The organism is Salmonella sp. K21076, from assembly GCF_039650795.1.
In the GTDB taxonomy this organism is placed as follows: Bacteria; Pseudomonadota; Gammaproteobacteria; order Enterobacterales; family Enterobacteriaceae; genus Salmonella; species Salmonella enterica.
The window spans coordinates 327,517-345,668 of the sequence record NZ_JBCLYA010000050.1 but is presented as its reverse complement, the minus strand read 5'-3'; the positions used below and the strand labels follow the sequence as shown (position 1 = coordinate 345,668).

Here is an 18,152-nt window from a genome sequence, read left to right as displayed (position 1 = left end):
ACAAATTGATTACAGAAAATTAATAACGAATTACGCATAAAGAATGAGAGGTCAGGGGGCGCAGGAAAAGAGATTCGAAAGAACGCGCCTTCGAATCTCAAACTAATAGGCCAGATTAATGCAAATAAGCAGTGATATTATCTAAAATAGCGTGGAGCAGCATAATACTCTACCATTTTATCCGCCAGCCAGCCGCCGTCTTCACCGTTAGAATGGATTGTCGTAATACTGATAGTAGAACCACCGCCCCATAAGATCGAAAAGACGTTAAAGTCCGGTAGGTTCAGCGCCTGCATCTGGCCCCAGTCATACCCTTTATCTTTACGTAAAAAGTCGCCGACGGTCGGGACGCCGTAAGTCGCGCTATTTAAGGCCGTATTGAGTAGCTGCAAAGAGAGCGTGTCAGGATCGCTGCCAATGCGGGCGTCACCCATAAAAAAGGTTCCGCCGGATGCAAAGTGCGCAGCGCTGATTTTGCTGACGCCCTCTTCTACTGTAGGCATATGGCCGCCAGGAATTTGCCACAGCATGGCGGGCGTCAGCAGCGCTTTCGTCACCTGTTTTACCATCGCCAGGTAATTAAGCCAGCATGTCGCATTCCAGCCATAGTGGGCAAGCGCATCAGGACTGAAACAGTCACGCTCAAATTCATCAAACGCAATAAAGTCCGGCGCATATTCTCCGCTATAAACGCCCAGTTCATGAATAAATCCGGCGATCGCCTGCCCTTCAGCTACCGGATCAGCGGTATCGCGCAGCACCCAGTCCGCCGTTCCTGTCGCCCAGACATTCGTCTGCCAGCCAAAAGCCACATCCGGGGCAAACTGACGAACAAGATAGTTCACCGCCTGAATATAACCGTAGAGATCGTCGCTAAACGTCGGCAACGAAGGCGCGATAAAGCCAGCCATCGCCGGTAATGCTTGTATCGCCGCCGCCAGTTGGGCATTCACCGGCACACTGTTTTTTTGCCGTACTACGGTATAGCCATACGGTCCTTGCTGTAGCGCACCCAGAAAATCCGGGTTAAGCACAAAGGTGGCCGGGACAGGATGCGTCTCATCTTTGTATGACTGCGCCGCCAGACACTGGGTAATAAAGTTACCAAAATGGTTACGTAGCTTTTGCGCATCCTGTAAATCCACCAGCGCGCTGCCGCCGCTGGCATTCGCGGTATAAATGACCATTACCGGCATGACGCTACGCCCGGCTTCTTTTTCGATCTGGCGCACCAGCGCAACGGTTTTATGGATCGGTAATGTCGCGTAATCCAGAAAAACATCCCCGTTCACGTCAACCTCTGCGGCCGGCACCGGATCGCCGCCGCCGTCAAAACCGTCGTATTTAAACAACGCGCTAAACGGTATATCGCGATAAAGAGAAACCGTCTCTGGCGCGTTAACCGTCACGCCGCCATGAGCAAGGTAATCAGGCCAACCTTTTACCTGTAGCGTCACGCCGGGCAGAAACTCCAGCGCCACATGGTTGACCTTTTGCAACAAGCGTAGCGGCCCGGCCTGTTCACAACGCCACGGCACACTGTCGATGAAAATATCGTCCGTCTGAACATCATACAGCCCGGGCGCAAAGCGTAATGACAGCGTCTGCCGATCGCTGCCGCTCTCCAGCATTAATGAGTATTGATATTTACCGCTGCTGAACAGATAACGCTGCGGCGCGACGCCATCGGGCAGGCCCAGTATAGTGGCATCTACCGTCACGAAGCTCGCCGTGTCGAGCGCCGACTGTTGGTAAGCGACAGCAACCTCGGCAACCTGCGCCGCAGCAGGGATAAAACCCGTAAGCTGTATGGGTGCCGATATAAAGCGGTTATTAATCATCGCAGGCTGCAGATTGACCGTATAATGATGCCCCGCCAGTAGCCGGGTGATTAACTGCGGTTGGTTGGCGATAAGCGTGACGGTACGCTCATCCGCTTGCGTAGCATCGGCGATTTCAACGGTCAATTTCGCATTACCAAGCGCAGGGGCATCAATCATCAGACGCGCGCTGGCATAATGGACAATCGGTAAACAAGATACCTAGACCTGCGCGGCGGCATCTCCGGATTGCAGCGTAACGGTAAAAGAGGACTCGACTGGCGCGATTTGCATCTCATCATTCGCCAGTACCGGTACGATAAGCCGATACGTTCCTGCGCTAAGATCGCTTATTGTCAGAACCTCTCCCCACTCACCGACAAAGCGCCGGGTTTCGCCGGCAGGAAACAGTAGCTCAATCACCGGTTTGAGCGCCACGGTCTGCGTCATGGCAGGAAAGTGAACGCAAATTTTTCCCTGGTGGGCAGGGTCATGGGCCAACGTCGCGTTCAAATCGCTGATGGCAACTGGCGTCTGCGTGGCGGCCAGATAGCACTGTAATTCGGCGATATCCCCTGCCGCCAGCATCAGCGCGCCGTCATGATTAATGGTGATGGTATTCTTCTCGATGGGCCATCCCCCATCGCTGGCCAGCGTCACGGCCTGATTCCCCAGCATTGTTCCCTGAAACGGACTGTAGGGATCGGGGTGCGCGCTGGCCGTAAAATTCAGTTGAAGCTGATTGAGATCTACCGCCTGGGCGTAGAGGTTGGTCAGCGTAAAGGTGACGTGTTGATACCAACTTGCGGCATTCAACTCGCTAACGTTAAGCGTAAGGCCGCGTTCCTGAAGGTCATTGTCCTTTTCCGGCACATCGGATTCGGCGGGTTGTTCGTCTGCGGCGGGTATCGCTGGCGTCTCCTGATCGGATGGGGTTGCAGACTCTGCGTCTTCGGATGACGATGACGCCAGCGTCAAGGTGACGGCGGACATTTTTACCGGCACCTGCGTCGCCGCGAGGCTGAAAGAGAGCGTTCCGCGTTCGCCCGGCTGAAGAAGTAATGCATCGCTGTTATTAATGATGATGTTGTTAGTTTCCAGCGTGCCATACGAACTATCATTCAGCGTAAGCGGCGGGTTCCCTTTGAGCGTACCGCCGCTATTTCCCCATGGATCGATGTGCCCGGAAGCCGTGAATGATATTGCGGCATGGTTCATATCGACCGGATTACCGCTCTCATTGATGAAGGTTAAGGTGATTTTTTGATACCAGCTGTTGACGTCAAATGCGCTGGCATGGATGGAAATGGTCATGGTCTGCTCTTCCTCTGTCCCTGGTGGAGAAAAGCCCCGGTAAACCGGGGCTTGAATCATGAAGCCCAATACATCGGCTTAATACCGTGTATTAGTAAGCGCCAAGATCGGTCCATGCACCGCCGACACCACAGTTCAGGTCAGGCTGGTTGCCCATAGACCACCATTTCACCTGATAGTTATGGCCTTTCCAGCTAACGATTTCGAAAGAACCCCAGTTTGCGCCATAAACGGTAGAAGCATCCCACTGCGCGTAAGGTGACGTTTTGTCATCTGCTGACGTATCATCCTCAGCCGGCGTGGTCTCTTCTTCCTCGTCCGGTACAGGAACGATAATCTCTTCTTCCTCTTCCGGTTCCGGTTGAACCTGAGATAGCGCAGGCACCGCCGTCAGAACAAAGCGCTGTTGAGAGGACGGTTCGTTGTAGCAGTCGCGTACAAACAGGGTGAACTGAAAGGCTGTTTTTTCGCTAACTTCCGGTACCACAACCTCAATGATTTCTGCCGTTTTGTCTGCCACATCGATTTGAGAAGGCACGCCCCAGCTAAAGGACAGCTCATCGTTATCTTCATCAGAAGAACCTGCGCCAGACAGCTGTACCGTCGATCCGCCTACGACCATCAGTTCAATCGCCGCTTTCGGCGCGTGGTTGACCTTCTGCGCGTCGTCGCTATCGCTCTGCTCGTCATCTTTTTCTACATTGATACCTTCGAAGTAGAACGGTTCCATATCGATAACTTCAGATTCGATTTCATAACCCAGACCTTCACGCACGGCGTTAACCAGCACGCCGTTGTCCTGATCGATAGTCCAGGTAAACACGCCGCCCAGGCCCAGTTTCGCTGCATATTCGCCTTTTGCTTTGACAGTACGCGGCGTATCCAGGGATAAAAACAGTTTGGATTCCGGGCTATACAGGTAGTCAGCGTCAGCGACCTGGTCGGTGTAAACGTTGAAACCGTTACGGCCTTTCTGGTTTTCCAGATCCAGGTAGCTATAAATGACGTCATACCATTCGCTGGTGCCGGATTCGAAGGAACCGGTAGTATCGCCTGAACCTGGGTTGTAAGAACCTTTCAGCGGCGACAGGGATTCAATTTCTACCTGACGAGCGTTACGGGTATAGCCGGCATAACCGATGTTGATACGGTCAGCGGAGAAACCTTCCGCCAGCAGGTGATCAACGATGGTTTCGACAGCCCAGCCGCCCTCTTCCAGCGCTTTGCGGTTAGTGTGGTGGCCCAGCGTTTCCGCCCACGGCGTACCGAAGAAGTCATAGGTCATCAGGTTGATGCCGTATAGGCCAGCAGCCAACAGATCTTTTACTTTAGCGTGATCAAAAATCGTGGTCACCGCGGAGGCCGCGATAGAGATCTTCACATTGCTCAGACCCGCGGAATCCAGCTGTTTACGCAGTTCGGCAATCAGCAGCGCGTAGTTAGCGCCATCTTCTGCGCCAAACGGGTTGCCCGCCCCTTCATCGTTCGGGTATTCCCAGTCAATATCCACTTCGCTGAACATCGGGAACTGTTTGAACAGTTTCACCACGCCTTTGGCGAAGGTTTTACGAGAAGAGTCAGAAGCGGCGGTTTCGTGGAACCCGTTACTCATGCTCCAGCCGCCGATACTCATGGAGAGCGCCAGCGTGTGACCTGCAGCTTTCGCTTTTGCCTGCATATCACGCAGCGCGCCCAGCATACCTTTAGCGTTAGCCTGGGTCACGGTTTTCGGATCAACATCCCAGCCGCTGGTTTCAAAACCCAGGTTGATATAAGACTGGAAATCGCCCCACGGATCGAGGAAGGTCGGCTCATATTTCACTTTGCCGCACAGCGCTGCCGCTTCTGCTACGACGTCGCGGTCTTCTTTATCAATTTTTCTGAAACCGGTGATACCAACAAAACCAAAAATCAGTTTGTCATAAGCCGTCGGTGAAACATTGGTTAAATCACAACCACGGCCCGGTTGGGACATATTGCCTTGCAGACGGCTGTCATACTGTGACCAGTCGGTGTAATAACCGAATACCTTCGGCTTAGTCGTGGAATTTTTATATTTATTGTATACCGGTTTCGCAACACGAGCGGAAGTATAGCTTATTTTATCATCGCTTGTTGCAGGGTCAAAACCATTCGCTGCATGGGTAGTTTCAGTAATCGTATCGCCTTGAATCAGTTTGCTTGTAGCCATTTTCAAATTTCCTTTTACGTTTCAAAATTGTCGCAGCTCGTTCTGCGGGGTCCATAATCGCTACAGGCATAAAAAATAGCTAATCACAAAACATCACCTTTTTAGATGATATAAAAATCATAAAAATGAGGTTAACAACACCGTCTGACGAAGAGAAAACAACACCTCTCAGCGCCCGCTTACTCCGTTCTGGTGAGAACATAGTAAATATCATTTATCATGTAATTAAATATCATTTAATTACAATGAAATAATGTGATTACACTCGCTATAGACAATGACAATACAATAAAACCAGTGACATTTATTGGATTAAGACATTTCTCATACAATATAGTCACCACAGACAACCAGGATGTACATTTCTAAAGGAAGACGTTATGAAAACTTATATCATTAATAGCAATTGCATTTACAATGAAGGTAAATATGAACTGAGGACGGTCTCAAATTCACAGGTTATTAAAATGACTGCGATGAGAGCCAAATGTCTCAGTTTCATCATCGAGAATGCTCATCTGGAGATTATCGAGCGACAAAAAATAACCACTGCGTTATGGGGAAGTCGAAGCCACTATGTTAATGATGCAAATCTAACGCAGATTCTCTATTTAATCAGACGTGACCTTAAAGCGCTTGGTATTAATGATCTTTTTATTACCATTCCAAGACAAGGTCTCAAAGTAAATAGTGATATCGCCATTATCGCGACGGATAGCGAAACAAAGGGAAGAAAAAAACAGATTGTACGGCAAACCATCGCTGCCCTGACGACCGTATTTTCAGTAACGTTAGGTTCTCTCATGTATCTGCATATTCACTAAGCGAAGGAAAGGGAAGATGAATCCAATTATAGATGGAATTATTGCGCTTGAAGGCGGTTACGTATTTAACCCTAAAGATAAAGGCGGCGCCACTCATTGGGGCATTACCGAAGCCACGGCGCGAGCGCATGGCTATGCTGGCGATATGCGGGATCTGACCCACGCTGAAGCCTACGCGATTCTCGAAGAGGATTACTGGATAAAACCAGGCTTTGATGTCATCTCGACGCTATCGTGGCCAGTCTCATTCGAGCTGTGCGATGCGGCAGTCAACATAGGCGATTACCACCCCAGCGCGTGGCTGCAACGCTGGCTGAACGTCTTTAATCACGAAGGTAAACGCTACCCGGATGTTCATGTGGATGGCAATATTGGCCCGCGGACGCTTGCCGCTCTCGAACATTATTTGGCCTGGCGAGGCCAGGAAGGGGAAGCCGTTTTGGTGAAAGCCCTCAATTGCAGTCAGGGCATGTACTACTTAAACGTTGCTGAGAAAAACCACAATAACGAACAATTTATTTATGGCTGGATCAAGAACAGAGTGACCTAGACCAGGCTGAAAAAAGACGCGTAAAAGGCTCACGGATGAGCCTGATATTGCGAATGACAATTAATCTGAATTATTTCCTCCGATAATTTTTTTAATTCGCCGCCCAAGAATTTTTAAGATCGGACTCGCGAAAACACCGCCTAAGCCTGCCGCCAACAGGACAATATTGAAACTGCATTCTTTTTCGATCGCAATCGCGCTTAACAAAAAGCTGGTGAAGCAGGAAATCACGATCTGCGTTAAGCAATATTTAATACTTTCATGAGAACTATTATATTCTGTCTTATCTTTGCGTAAAAGATAGCTAACAAAGCCTCCCCACGCGCCAATCGAAATAATAGTGAGTAAGATCTCTAGCTCCAATAGCACAACTTCCGTTGTCGACACATGGTTGGGAATAGACATTTTAACACCCCGAAATCATTATAAATGAATAATTAACACAAGGAGTGTAAGCGCCCTGTCAGAAGGGTAAAAATCAAAGCACATCATTTAAAACCATATTAAATCAAAGCGTAAAAATGAGGTGTGTTAGCGACGGAAGGAGGAAAGTGTTTGCAACATACTTACCATCTCATTAATCGTCGATATATTTCTACTATTTTTCTTCCAGGATGCATAGACCTGAACTGACTTAAAGGCCAGTTCGGGCGGAGGCTGAATAAATTTAATGTCATATTTACGATGATTTTTATAAAAAAGCGCTAATTTCAAAGGCATCAATGCAATCAATGAGGTTCGTTCGATCATGCTCATCAAACCGTTAAGTGAATCACTACGATAGCCGACAATACGCCTGCCAGTATAGTAAAGCTCATCCTTAAATAACTCGCTATCATGATATATCACTGAAGCCCCCATCCCCGGCTGATATAACGCATGACGCGAAGAATAAAAATGATGTAGCGACAGTTGCGAGAGGGTACTCAGCATGTGTTTACTGCTACAGATACAAACAAATGATTTAAAACTATCAATGATTTGATTCTCTATGCCGGACTCCAGCAAAGGTTCGGCACTAATCAACAGATCGCCTTGCGCAGTAAACAGAAGTTCGCTGATATGCTCCCGACTCATATTTCTGACGGAGAAATGATTTATCAAAATACGGTCAAATATATCGCTGTTATAGAGCTGAGAAAGATAATAGCTTTCAACAATATCACTGCCTAATAACGTTATCTGGAACGCTTCATCTTTTTTGCTATTACAGAGAAATGTGTCATCCACCAGTTTCATCACCTGACTGAAATTTTGGTGAATGTCGACAGCCTTAGCAGTGGGGATGAGCCCGCCTTTCCCTCTGCTAAACAGTTCTTCCGGGTAATAACTCTGCAGGCGCTTTAACGCCAGAGAAACGGCAGCCGGTGTAATGCCTAACTTTTTTGCCGCCATAGCCGCATTTCCTGACAAAATAACAGCGTCAAGAATTTTGATTAAATTATAATCAAAGCTCTTGTTGGCACCTTTCGATCCCATTCGCTGTCTGCCTCCGGAAACTAAAAAAAGCAATATAGATAATACTCAAGATAAATCAATTCACAGCGTCTAAAAAAGCAATCGTTAATGTCATCACATTACATTTTTTTTTAAAATGAGCGTATGCAAACCTGCTGATTAACATCAATTTGTTTATCAGTAAAACAAAATACCAACAAATGAGAGGATACGATGCGTTTAGCAGAAGCCTGGGCGCGTACAGGCAGAAAAAAAGCCCGGATATACATACACCCGGGCTGAAGAAAAATACAACGGGAAAAAGGTTAGCGAGTCAAATCGTCAAAGAATTTTTTCACGCCGTCAAAGAAGCTTTTTGAACGCGGGCTGTTTTTCTCTCCCGTCGGGCCGCCAAAACTTTCCTGAAGATCTTTTAGCAATTGCTTCTGTTTTTCGCTCAGACCGACCGGCGTTTCAACTACCACACGGCACAGCAAATCGCCCTGCGCGCCACCGCGTACGGACTTCACGCCTTTGCCGCGCATACGGAACAGCTTGCCCGTTTGTGTTTCGCTCGGTACTTTCAGCATCACGCGACCATCTAACGTCGGCACTTCAATTTCACCGCCGAGCGCCGCCATCGCAAAGTTGATCGGCACTTCGCAATAAAGATTATTGCCTTCACGCTCGAAAATAGGGTGTTGTTTCACCTGGACCTGAACGTACAAGTCGCCTGCCGGTGCGCCATGCTCGCCCGCTTCGCCCTCGCCTGCCAGACGAATACGATCGCCGGTATCCACGCCCGCCGGGATTTTAACGGACAGAGTTTTACTCTTTTCAACACGCCCATGACCGTGACATTTATGGCACGGATCTTTGATCAGCGTACCGCGGCCCTGACAGTGTGGGCAGGTCTGCTGTACAGCAAAGAATCCCTGGCGCATCTGTACCTGACCAGAACCATGACAGGTCGGACAGGTTTGCGGTTGCGTACCAGCTTTCGCGCCGCTGCCGTGGCAAACGTCGCACTCCTCCAGCGTCGGAATACGGATCTCTTTGGTCACGCCACGCACCGCTTCTTCCAGGGTGAGATCCATGTTATAACGCAAATCAGCCCCACGCGCCGCACGTTGGCGACCACGCCCGCCGCCAAAGATATCGCCAAAAACGTCACCAAAGATATCACTGAAATCAGCGCCGCCATTAAAGCCGCCGCCAAATCCGCCGCCCATCCCGCCTTGTTCAAACGCGGCGTGACCATACTGATCGTAGGCTGCGCGTTTTTGCGCATCGGTCAGCACTTCGTAGGCTTCTTTAATCTCTTTAAACTTAGCTTCGGCCTCTTTATCACCCTGATTGCGGTCCGGATGATATTTCATGGCCAGGCGCTTATACGCCTTTTTGATTTCACGCTCTTCCGCTGTTTTGGAAACGCCTAAAATCTCGTAGTAATCTCTTTTCGCCATCTCTTTTTATCTGCCCTTAACATGCATACACGGGCGGAGAGGAAACCTCTTCGCCCGTGCCAGTAATTACCCGTTCAAAGGGCGATTATTTTTTATCTTTTACTTCTTCAAACTCAGCGTCGACAACGTCGTCATCTTTCGCATTGTTTGCAGAAGCGTCGGCGGAGCCAGCCTGCTGCTGCGCATGTTGCTGCTGAGCGATTTCCATCAGTTTCTGGGAAACCTGCGCCAGCTCCTGCATTTTCGCTTCGATAGCGGCTTTATCTTCGCCTTTCAGGGCAGTTTCCAGCGCGCTCAGCGCAGACTCGATAGCGGTTTTGTCATCAGCCGGCAGTTTATCGCCTGCTTCTTCAACCTGCTTACGGGTGCTGTGCAGCAGATGGTCACCCTGGTTACGGGTCTGAACCAGCTCTTCGAACTTACGGTCGGATTCAGCGTTCGCTTCTGCATCGCGAACCATTTTCTGAATTTCTTCCTCGTTCAGACCAGAAGACGCCTTGATAGTGATCTTCTGCTCTTTACCGCTATTTTTATCTTTCGCGGAGACGTGCAGGATACCGTCAGCATCGATATCGAAGGTGACTTCGATCTGCGGCATACCGCGCGGCGCCGGGTTGATGCCATCCAGGTTGAACTGACCCAGAGATTTGTTATCAGACGCACGTTTACGCTCACCCTGCAGCACATGGATGGTTACCGCAGACTGGTTGTCTTCCGCAGTAGAGAACACCTGGCTGTGCTTGGTCGGGATGGTGGTGTTTTTGGTGATAAGCGGAGTCATCACGCCACCCATCGTTTCGATACCCAGAGACAGCGGGGTAACGTCCAGCAGCAGTACGTCTTTCACATCACCGGTCAATACGCCGCCCTGTACCGCTGCGCCGATAGCCACAGCTTCGTCCGGGTTAACGTCTTTACGCGGCTCTTTACCGAAGAACTCAGCCACTTTTTTCTGCACCATTGGCATACGGGTCTGACCGCCGACGAGGATCACGTCGTTGATATCAGACACGGACAGGCCAGCGTCCTGCAGTGCGACTTTCAGCGGCTCGATAGAACGGTTCACCAGATCTTCAACCAGGCTTTCCAGTTTCGCACGGGTCACTTTGATGTTCATATGTTTCGGACCGGTGGCATCTGCGGTAATGTACGGCAGGTTCACGTCGGTCTGCTGCGCAGAAGACAGCTCGATTTTGGCTTTTTCTGCGGCTTCTTTCAGGCGCTGCATGGCCAGCGGATCGTTACGCAGGTCGATGCCCTGATCTTTCTTAAACTCGTCAACGAGGTAGTTGATCAGGCGGGTATCGAAGTCTTCACCACCCAGGTGGGTATCACCGTTGGTTGCCAGAACTTCAAAGGTTTTTTCGCCATCAACTTCGTCGATTTCGATAATAGAGATATCGAAAGTACCACCACCGAGGTCGTAAACCGCGATAGTACGGTTGCCGACTTCTTTATCCAGACCGTAAGCCAGCGCTGCGGCAGTCGGTTCGTTGATGATACGTTTAACTTCCAGCCCCGCGATACGACCAGCATCTTTGGTAGCCTGACGCTGCGCATCGTTAAAGTAAGCCGGTACGGTGATAACCGCTTCAGTTACCGGTTCGCCCAGATAATCTTCAGCCGTTTTCTTCATTTTCTTCAGCACTTCGGCAGAAATCTGCGGCGGCGCCATTTTCTGACCTTTCACATCAAGCCATGCGTCGCCGTTGTCGGCGCCGATGATTTTGTACGGCATGATAGAAACGTCACGTTGAACTTCTTCGTCCTGGAAGCGGCGGCCAATCAGGCGTTTAATCGCAAACAGGGTGTTTTGCGGGTTTGTCACTGCCTGACGTTTAGCCGGCTGACCAACCAGAGTTTCACCATCCTGGGTATAAGCAATGATAGAAGGCGTAGTGCGATCGCCCTCGGCGTTCTCCAGCACGCGTGCCTGCGTTCCATCCATAATCGCTACACAAGAGTTGGTAGTACCCAGGTCGATACCAATAATTTTACCCATCTAAACGTCTCCACTAAAAATTCGGTCATCATGTGGTTGTGAATCTGTAATAAGGGCGAAACGTGCGGTTTCAACTACCCTGAATCGTTTTTTTTCAGACTCACCACTGCGGTTGACTACAAGATGGGGTCGTAACCCACGTCATCAAGGGGGAGATGAAAAAATTTTTTATTGACGAGAGGGCGCGATGGAAAACCAGACAGGTAAACATTCATAAAATAAATTAAACAACGAATACCATTCACGGAAAAATTGTAATAAAAAGAAAAGATTACAAAACTGAATCGTTGTCATGAGCAGAGTATGATAGACGGTAATTGCTTATTGAACCCGTCAAAGAGAAATTTCATGCGATCTGTGTTAACGATTTCCGTCGGCCTGCTTTTCGGCCTGGCGTTAAGTAGCGTCGCGCACGCGAACGACCATAAAATACTGGGTGTTATTGCCATGCCCAGAAATGAAACGAACGATCTCGCGCTGAAAATTCCCGTCTGCCGCATCGTGAAGCGCATTCAACTCACGGCGGATCACGGCGATATCGAACTTAGCGGCGCATCCGTCTATTTTAAAACTGCGCGTAGCGCCAGCCAAAGCCTGAACGTCCCTTCCTCAATCAAAGAAGGCCAGACGACAGGCTGGATCAATATTAATAGCGATAACGACAACAAACGCTGCGTATCAAAGATTACCTTCTCAGGTCATACGGTAAATTCTTCCGATATGGCGAGACTTAAAGTCATTGGCGACGATTAATCGCTGTTATTTCTATTCCAAAAGCCAGACTGAAAATGAACGTCACCTATTTACACGACGAGGATTTAGACTTTCTTCAGCATTGTAGCGAAGAACAACTCGCCGATTTCGCCCGTTTGCTGACGCATAACGAAAAGGGCAAAGCTCGCTTGTCGAGCGTCCTTAGTCATAACGAGCTGTTCAAAGCGATGGAAGGTCACCCGGAGCAACACCGCCGTAACTGGCAGCTCATTGCCGGCGAGTTTCAGCATTACGGCGGCGACAGTATCGCCAACAAATTGCGCGGACACGGAAAACAGTACCGCGCGATTCTGCTGGATGTCGCAAAACGGCTAAAACTTAAAGCAGATAAAAGCATGTCGACGTTTGAAATAGAACAGCAACTGCTGGAGCATTTTTTACGTCATACCTGGCAGAAGATGGACGCGGCGCATAAGCAGGAATTTCTGCAAGCCGTAGACGCCAAAGTTTCTGAACTGGAAGAACTGCTGCCGCTGCTCATGAAAGATCGCAGTCTGGCAAAAGGGGTCTCCCACCTGCTTTCCACCCAGCTTACCCGCATTTTACGTACCCATGCCGCAATGAGCATCCTGGGCCACGGATTGCTGCGCGGCGCAGGTCTTGGCGGCCCGGTCGGCGCGGCATTAAACGGCGTCAAAGCGATGAGCGGCAGCGCGTATCGCGTGACTATTCCGGCGGTCTTGCAAATAGCCTGCCTGCGACGAATGATGGCAGCCGTTCAGGCGTGAATGCCCTCACAGGGGGAAATATTTTCTTTTCCCCCTTATTAGATCATAGACAGTCCTCTTCCCCCTGATTATTATGCCGCGCCCCGAATACGGAACTCGTTATTCTGGGAAACTATTTCACCATTCAATTATGATGATTTTGAGGAATTATGGGCAACACTAAGTTGGCTAATCCGGCACCGCTGGGCCTGATGGGCTTCGGCATGACCACCATTCTGCTTAACCTGCACAATGCCGGTTTTTTCGCCCTGGACGGTATTATTCTGGCGATGGGGATTTTCTACGGCGGTATCGCGCAAATTTTTGCCGGTCTGCTGGAGTATAAAAAAGGCAATACCTTTGGTTTAACGGCCTTTACTTCTTACGGTTCGTTCTGGCTGACGCTGGTCGCTATCCTGCTGATGCCGAAAATGGGCCTGACGGATGCGCCTGACGCTCAGCTACTCGGCGCTTATTTAGGTCTGTGGGGCGTGTTCACGCTGTTTATGTTCTTCGGTACGCTGAAAGCCGCCCGCGCGCTGCAATTTGTTTTCCTGAGCCTGACCGTACTGTTCGCTCTGCTGGCGGTCGGCAATATCACCGGTAACGAAGCAACTATCCATATCGCAGGCTGGGTTGGTCTGGTTTGCGGCGCCAGCGCTATTTATCTGGCGATGGGTGAAGTGCTAAACGAGCAATTTGGCCGCACTATTTTGCCAATCGGCGAGGCGCACTAAATCTCTTTTATTCCTCCCGCACCGGGAGGAATAACCCTACTATCAGTATCTCCCGGTCAGGACGACATATTCTCACGTCTGGCGCTCTTTGGACGGAAAGCGGCAACCACTTCCGGCGCGGTTTCGACATACGGCCCGTCAAGCAGCTGTATGCAATACGGCACGCTCGCAAAAATGCCCGGCACGCTAACGCTGCCATCGTCCGCTTTTACGCCTTCCAGCGTTTCTTTGATCGATTTTGGCTGTCCAGGCAGATTAAGAATTAACGCCTGTTTACGGATAACGCCCACCTGGCGGGAAAGAATGGCGGTCGGCACAAAGCGCAGGCTGATCTGGCGCATCTGTTCGCCAAAACCAGGCATTTCACGGTCGGCGATGGCAAGGGTCGCGTCCGGCGTGACGTCGCGACGTGCCGGACCGGTACCGCCAGTGGTCAGCACCAGATGACAGCTCATCTCATCAACCAGTTCACATAAGGTCTGTTCGATGATCGCCTGTTCATCCGGGATCAGTCGCGTTTGCAGCTCAAAAGGGGTGGTAAGGGCAGATGCCAGCCACTCTTCAAGGGCCGGGATACCTTTATCCTGGTAAACGCCGCTGGAAGCACGGTCAGAAATGGAAACCAGGCCAATGCGTAAAGTATTCATGATTATTCCGTTTAAACAGTCTCGTTAAACAGAATGATACACTGCGAAAGGAAGGACAGACAGGTTTCAGAAGAGGTAGCGTGACCCATATCAGGGCCACGCGTTAATGATTACAGCAGATCGCCGATCATTTTTTCCAGTTTTTCCTGGTCTACCGCAAACTTACGGATACCATCCGCCAGTTTGTCAACCGCCATAGGGTCCTGGTGATGCTGCCACAGGAACTCGGCTTCGGTAATACGTTCCGGACGCGCTTTGACTTCGCCGGAGAAAGAGAGCTTACGCTCAATCGCCCCTTCGCTTTCCGCCAGTTCTTTCAGCAATGCCGGCGCGATAGTCAGACGGTCGCAGCCCGCCAGCTCCAGAATTTCGCCTACGTTACGGAAGCTTGCGCCCATAACGACGGTTTCGTAACCATGCTGTTTGTAGTACTCGTAGATTTCCGTTACGGAAACCACGCCCGGATCTTCAGCTGGCGCATAGTCTTTCTTGTCGGTATTGGCTTTATACCAGTCAAGAATACGACCTACGAACGGCGAGATCAGGTAGACGCCCGCTTCGGCGCACGCACGCGCCTGCGCGAAGGAGAACAGCAGCGTCAGGTTACAGTTGATGCCTTCTTTTTCCAGCTGTTCGGCTGCGCGAATGCCCTGCCAGGTGGACGCCAGCTTGATCAGGATACGATCGTTGCTGATACCCGCATCATTGTAGAGTTTAATGATACGTTTTGCTTTGGCGATAGACGCTTCAGTGTCATAAGATAGACGCGCGTCAACTTCGGTAGAAATACGCCCCGGCACCAGCTTCAGGATTTCCAGGCCAATATTCACCGCCAGCTTATCGGTCGCGTCAACAACCTGCTGCGCGCGGTCGCTGCTCTGCTGTTTCGCCCAGGCGACAGCATCGTCAATCAGCTTACGATATTCCGGGATTTGCGCTGCGTTAAGAATGAGAGAAGGGTTAGTTGTAGCATCCTGCGGCTGGTACAGCTTCATTGCCGCGATATCTCCGGTATCAGCCACTACGGTGGTGAACTGACGAAGGGAGGTCAATTTGTCCGTCATGATAGAGTTTCTCTTTAAACAGCTTGTTAGGGGATGTAACCGGTCTACCCTGATGATAACACGACGCACTCACAGCGCAACCGCCTACATGCACCTGGCTGCCCTTGTGAACTGTTTGCGTATCTGCCGACGGTTGATGCGCAATTAAAGGATACCGCCGTATTTATGGTAAACTACCGTTAATATTAGCCTGACAAGGTCATCTACATCATGGGTCACGCTTATACAGGATCATCAAAGCGTGTCGGCATCAACAAGAGGGACGTTAATGCCTGAGTTTTTCAGTTTTATTAACGAAATACTCTGGGGCTCGGTAATGATTTACCTGCTGCTCGGCGCAGGATGTTGGTTTACCTGGCGTACCGGATTCATTCAGTTTCGTTATATTCGCCAATTTAGCCGCAGTCTGAAAGGCAGCCTTAGCCCGCAGCCAGGCGGCCTGACGTCATTTCAGGCGCTGTGTACCAGCCTCGCGGCGCGGATTGGCAGCGGTAATCTGGCCGGCGTGGCGCTGGCTATCGCCGCAGGCGGTCCCGGCGCAGTATTCTGGATGTGGGTCTCGGCCATCATTGGTATGGCGACCTCCTTCGCCGAGTGTTCGCTTGCCCAGCTTTATAAAGAACGTGACCCGACAGGCCAGTTCCGCGGCGGCCCGGCGTGGTATATGGCGCGCGGGCTGGGAATGCGCTGGATGGGCGTGGTTTTCGCCCTCTTTCTGCTCGTCGCCTACGGGTTGATTTTTAATAGCGTGCAGGCGAATGCCGTCTCACGCGCGCTCCATTTCGCCTTCAACATTCCGCCGCTTATCTCCGGCATTGCTTTGGCGTTCTGTGCCCTGTTAATTATCATCCGCGGCATAAAAGGCGTCGCCCGCCTGATGCAATGGCTGATTCCCCTCATCGCGTTATTGTGGGTCGCTGGCAGCGTATTCATTTGCCTCTGGCATATTGAGCAAATGCCTGGCGTTATCGCCTCGATAGTCAAAAGCGCATTTGGCTGGCAGGAAGCCGCGGCAGGCGCAGCCGGATATACGCTCACCCAGGCTATTACCAGCGGTTTTCAGCGTGGGATGTTCTCTAATGAAGCGGGAATGGGGTCAACGCCTAATGCGGCCGCAGCGGCAACGTCGTATCCCCCTCACCCTGTCGCGCAGGGGATTGTGCAAATGATTGGCGTATTCAGCGACACCATTATCATCTGTACCGCCAGCGCGATGATTATCCTGCTGGCGGGGAATCACGCGTCCCATTCGTCAACAGAAGGCATTCAGCTTCTCCAACATGCAATGGTTTCGTTGACCGGTGAATGGGGCGCCAGTTTTGTCGCGCTTATCGTCATTCTGTTCGCGTTCAGTTCTATCGTCGCCAACTATATTTACGCCGAAAACAATCTCTTTTTTCTGCGGTTACATAACGCAAAGGCCATCTGGCTATTACGTCTTGCGACGCTTGGCATGGTCATCGCCGGTACGCTTATCAGTTTTCCGCTGATATGGCAGCTCGCTGACATGATCATGGCCTGTATGGCCATTACCAATCTGACGGCGATTTTGTTGCTCTCACCGGTGGTGTATACCCTCGCCGGCGATTATCTGCGACAACGGAAACTGGGCGTAAGACCGCAGTTCGATCCGCGGCGCTTCCCGGATATCGAACCACAACTGGCGCCAGATACCTGGGATGCGGCATCGCGCGATTAAGCCGACAATCGCAACCATCGGTCAACTCTGCGGCGTTTTTTTGCTAAAGTCGCAGAAAATTCCCTGCAAGGACTGGATATGCTGATTCTGATTTCACCTGCAAAAACGCTTGATTATCAAAGCCCGCTGGCCACGACCCGCTATACCCAGCCGGAGCTGTTGGATCACAGCCAGCAGCTTATTCAACAGGCCCGCCAGCTTTCGGCGCCGCAAATTTCCAGGCTAATGGGAATTAGCGACAAACTGGCGGATCTCAACGCCACGCGTTTTCATGACTGGCAGCCTCATTTTACGCCGGATAATGCACGCCAGGCGATTCTGGCGTTCAAAGGCGATGTTTATACCGGCCTACAGGCGGAAACGTTCAACGACGCGGATTTTGATTTTGCTCAACAACATCTGCGTATGCTCTCTGGCTTGTATGGCGTATTGCGCCCGCTGGATTTAATGCAGCCTTATCGTCTGGAGATGGGGATTCGCCTGGAGAATCCGCGCGGCAAAGATCTTTATCAATTCTGGGGCGATATCATTACCGATAAGCTCAACGAAGCGCTTGAGGCGCAGGGCGATCGGGTGGTGGTGAATCTGGCCTCCGAGGAATATTTTAAATCGGTGAAGCCGAAGAAACTGGATGCCGAACTGATTAAGCCCGTATTCCTTGATGAGAAAAACGGCAAGTTTAAGGTGGTAAGCTTCTACGCCAAAAAAGCGCGCGGACTGATGAGTCGTTTTATTATTGAAAACCGCTTAACGAAGCCGGAACAGCTTACCGCGTTTGACCGTGAAGGGTATTTCTTTGATGAAGAAACCTCCACACAAGACGAGCTGGTCTTTAAACGCTACGAGCAGTAACGACATCGCCGGATGGCGGTTACGCCTTATCCGGCCTACAAATCGGCACCACCCCATAGGCCCGGTAA

Annotated in this window: 14 protein-coding genes and 1 pseudogene; 7 read left to right on the top strand and 8 right to left on the bottom strand. The window is 50.6% G+C overall.

What is annotated here, in order from left to right; genetic code table 11:
• Window positions 1-137: 137 nt before the first annotated feature.
• A pseudogene (locus AAYN39_RS20560) lies at window positions 138-3,134 on the bottom strand (chitinase).
• A 91-nt stretch (window positions 3,135-3,225) separates the two neighbouring features.
• Window positions 3,226-5,325 (bottom strand): glycosyl hydrolase family 18 protein, encoded by a 2,100-nt coding sequence (locus tag AAYN39_RS20555; RefSeq protein ID WP_000235792.1) that lies wholly within the window; start codon window positions 5,323-5,325, stop codon window positions 3,226-3,228.
• Between the two features lie 380 nt (window positions 5,326-5,705).
• Here AAYN39_RS20555 and AAYN39_RS20550 point away from each other — a divergent pair, with 380 nt between their 5' ends.
• Entirely contained in the window at window positions 5,706-6,149 is a 444-nt protein-coding gene (locus AAYN39_RS20550; RefSeq protein ID WP_000860681.1) for a transcriptional regulator, read from the top strand.
• A 16-nt stretch (window positions 6,150-6,165) separates the two neighbouring features.
• Window positions 6,166-6,699 carry a glycoside hydrolase family 108 protein gene (locus tag AAYN39_RS20545; RefSeq protein WP_001068133.1) on the top strand — a complete coding sequence of 178 codons (534 nt, stop codon included), beginning with the start codon at window positions 6,166-6,168 and terminating at the stop codon, window positions 6,697-6,699.
• A gap of 60 nt (window positions 6,700-6,759) precedes the next feature.
• Here AAYN39_RS20545 and AAYN39_RS20540 read toward each other — a convergent pair whose 3' ends face one another.
• From AAYN39_RS20540 to dnaK, 4 genes are all read right to left on the bottom strand, one after another.
• The gene (locus AAYN39_RS20540; RefSeq protein WP_000026890.1) at window positions 6,760-7,104 is read right to left on the bottom strand and encodes a phage holin family protein; all 345 of its coding nucleotides are present in this window, start codon (window positions 7,102-7,104) and stop codon (window positions 6,760-6,762) included.
• Window positions 7,105-7,230: 126 nt separating this feature from the next.
• Window positions 7,231-8,178 (bottom strand): LysR family transcriptional regulator, encoded by a 948-nt coding sequence (locus AAYN39_RS20535; RefSeq protein WP_000534904.1) that lies wholly within the window; start codon window positions 8,176-8,178, stop codon window positions 7,231-7,233.
• Window positions 8,179-8,462: 284 nt separating this feature from the next.
• Window positions 8,463-9,602, bottom strand: coding sequence for a molecular chaperone DnaJ (gene dnaJ / locus AAYN39_RS20530; protein WP_001119009.1), 1,140 nt, complete (start codon window positions 9,600-9,602; stop codon window positions 8,463-8,465).
• Window positions 9,603-9,687: 85 nt separating this feature from the next.
• Entirely contained in the window at window positions 9,688-11,604 is a 1,917-nt protein-coding gene (gene dnaK, locus AAYN39_RS20525) for a molecular chaperone DnaK (protein ID WP_000516126.1), read from the bottom strand.
• A gap of 348 nt (window positions 11,605-11,952) precedes the next feature.
• On the opposite strand from dnaK, the gene AAYN39_RS20520 reads away from it, so the two are divergent.
• The 3 genes from AAYN39_RS20520 (at window position 11,953) to satP (ending at window position 13,822) form a co-directional block, all read left to right on the top strand.
• Entirely contained in the window at window positions 11,953-12,357 is a 405-nt protein-coding gene (locus tag AAYN39_RS20520; protein ID WP_001258093.1) for a DUF2541 family protein, read from the top strand.
• A 35-nt stretch (window positions 12,358-12,392) separates the two neighbouring features.
• Window positions 12,393-13,106 carry an acidic protein MsyB gene (msyB, locus tag AAYN39_RS20515; RefSeq protein WP_001103477.1) on the top strand — a complete coding sequence of 238 codons (714 nt, stop codon included), beginning with the start codon at window positions 12,393-12,395 and terminating at the stop codon, window positions 13,104-13,106.
• 149 nt (window positions 13,107-13,255) lie between these two features.
• Window positions 13,256-13,822 (top strand): acetate uptake transporter, encoded by a 567-nt coding sequence (gene satP, locus AAYN39_RS20510; protein ID WP_000528527.1) that lies wholly within the window; start codon window positions 13,256-13,258, stop codon window positions 13,820-13,822.
• Window positions 13,823-13,878: 56 nt separating this feature from the next.
• On the opposite strand, the gene mog is transcribed toward satP, so the two are convergent.
• Window positions 13,879-14,469 carry a molybdopterin adenylyltransferase gene (gene mog, locus AAYN39_RS20505; RefSeq protein ID WP_001094677.1) on the bottom strand — a complete coding sequence of 197 codons (591 nt, stop codon included), beginning with the start codon at window positions 14,467-14,469 and terminating at the stop codon, window positions 13,879-13,881.
• Between the two features lie 110 nt (window positions 14,470-14,579).
• On the bottom strand, window positions 14,580-15,533 hold the full coding sequence (tal, locus tag AAYN39_RS20500) for a transaldolase (protein ID WP_000130175.1): 954 nt from the start codon (window positions 15,531-15,533) through the stop codon (window positions 14,580-14,582).
• A 268-nt stretch (window positions 15,534-15,801) separates the two neighbouring features.
• Between tal and AAYN39_RS20495 the strand changes: the two genes are divergently transcribed.
• Together AAYN39_RS20495 and yaaA are read left to right on the top strand one after the other, a co-directional pair.
• Window positions 15,802-17,232, top strand: a complete 1,431-nt coding sequence (locus AAYN39_RS20495; RefSeq protein ID WP_001113816.1) for a sodium:alanine symporter family protein — start codon at window positions 15,802-15,804, stop codon at window positions 17,230-17,232.
• Window positions 17,233-17,310: 78 nt separating this feature from the next.
• Window positions 17,311-18,084, top strand: coding sequence for a peroxide stress protein YaaA (gene yaaA, locus AAYN39_RS20490; RefSeq protein ID WP_000906171.1), 774 nt, complete (start codon window positions 17,311-17,313; stop codon window positions 18,082-18,084).
• Window positions 18,085-18,152: the final 68 nt, after the last annotated feature.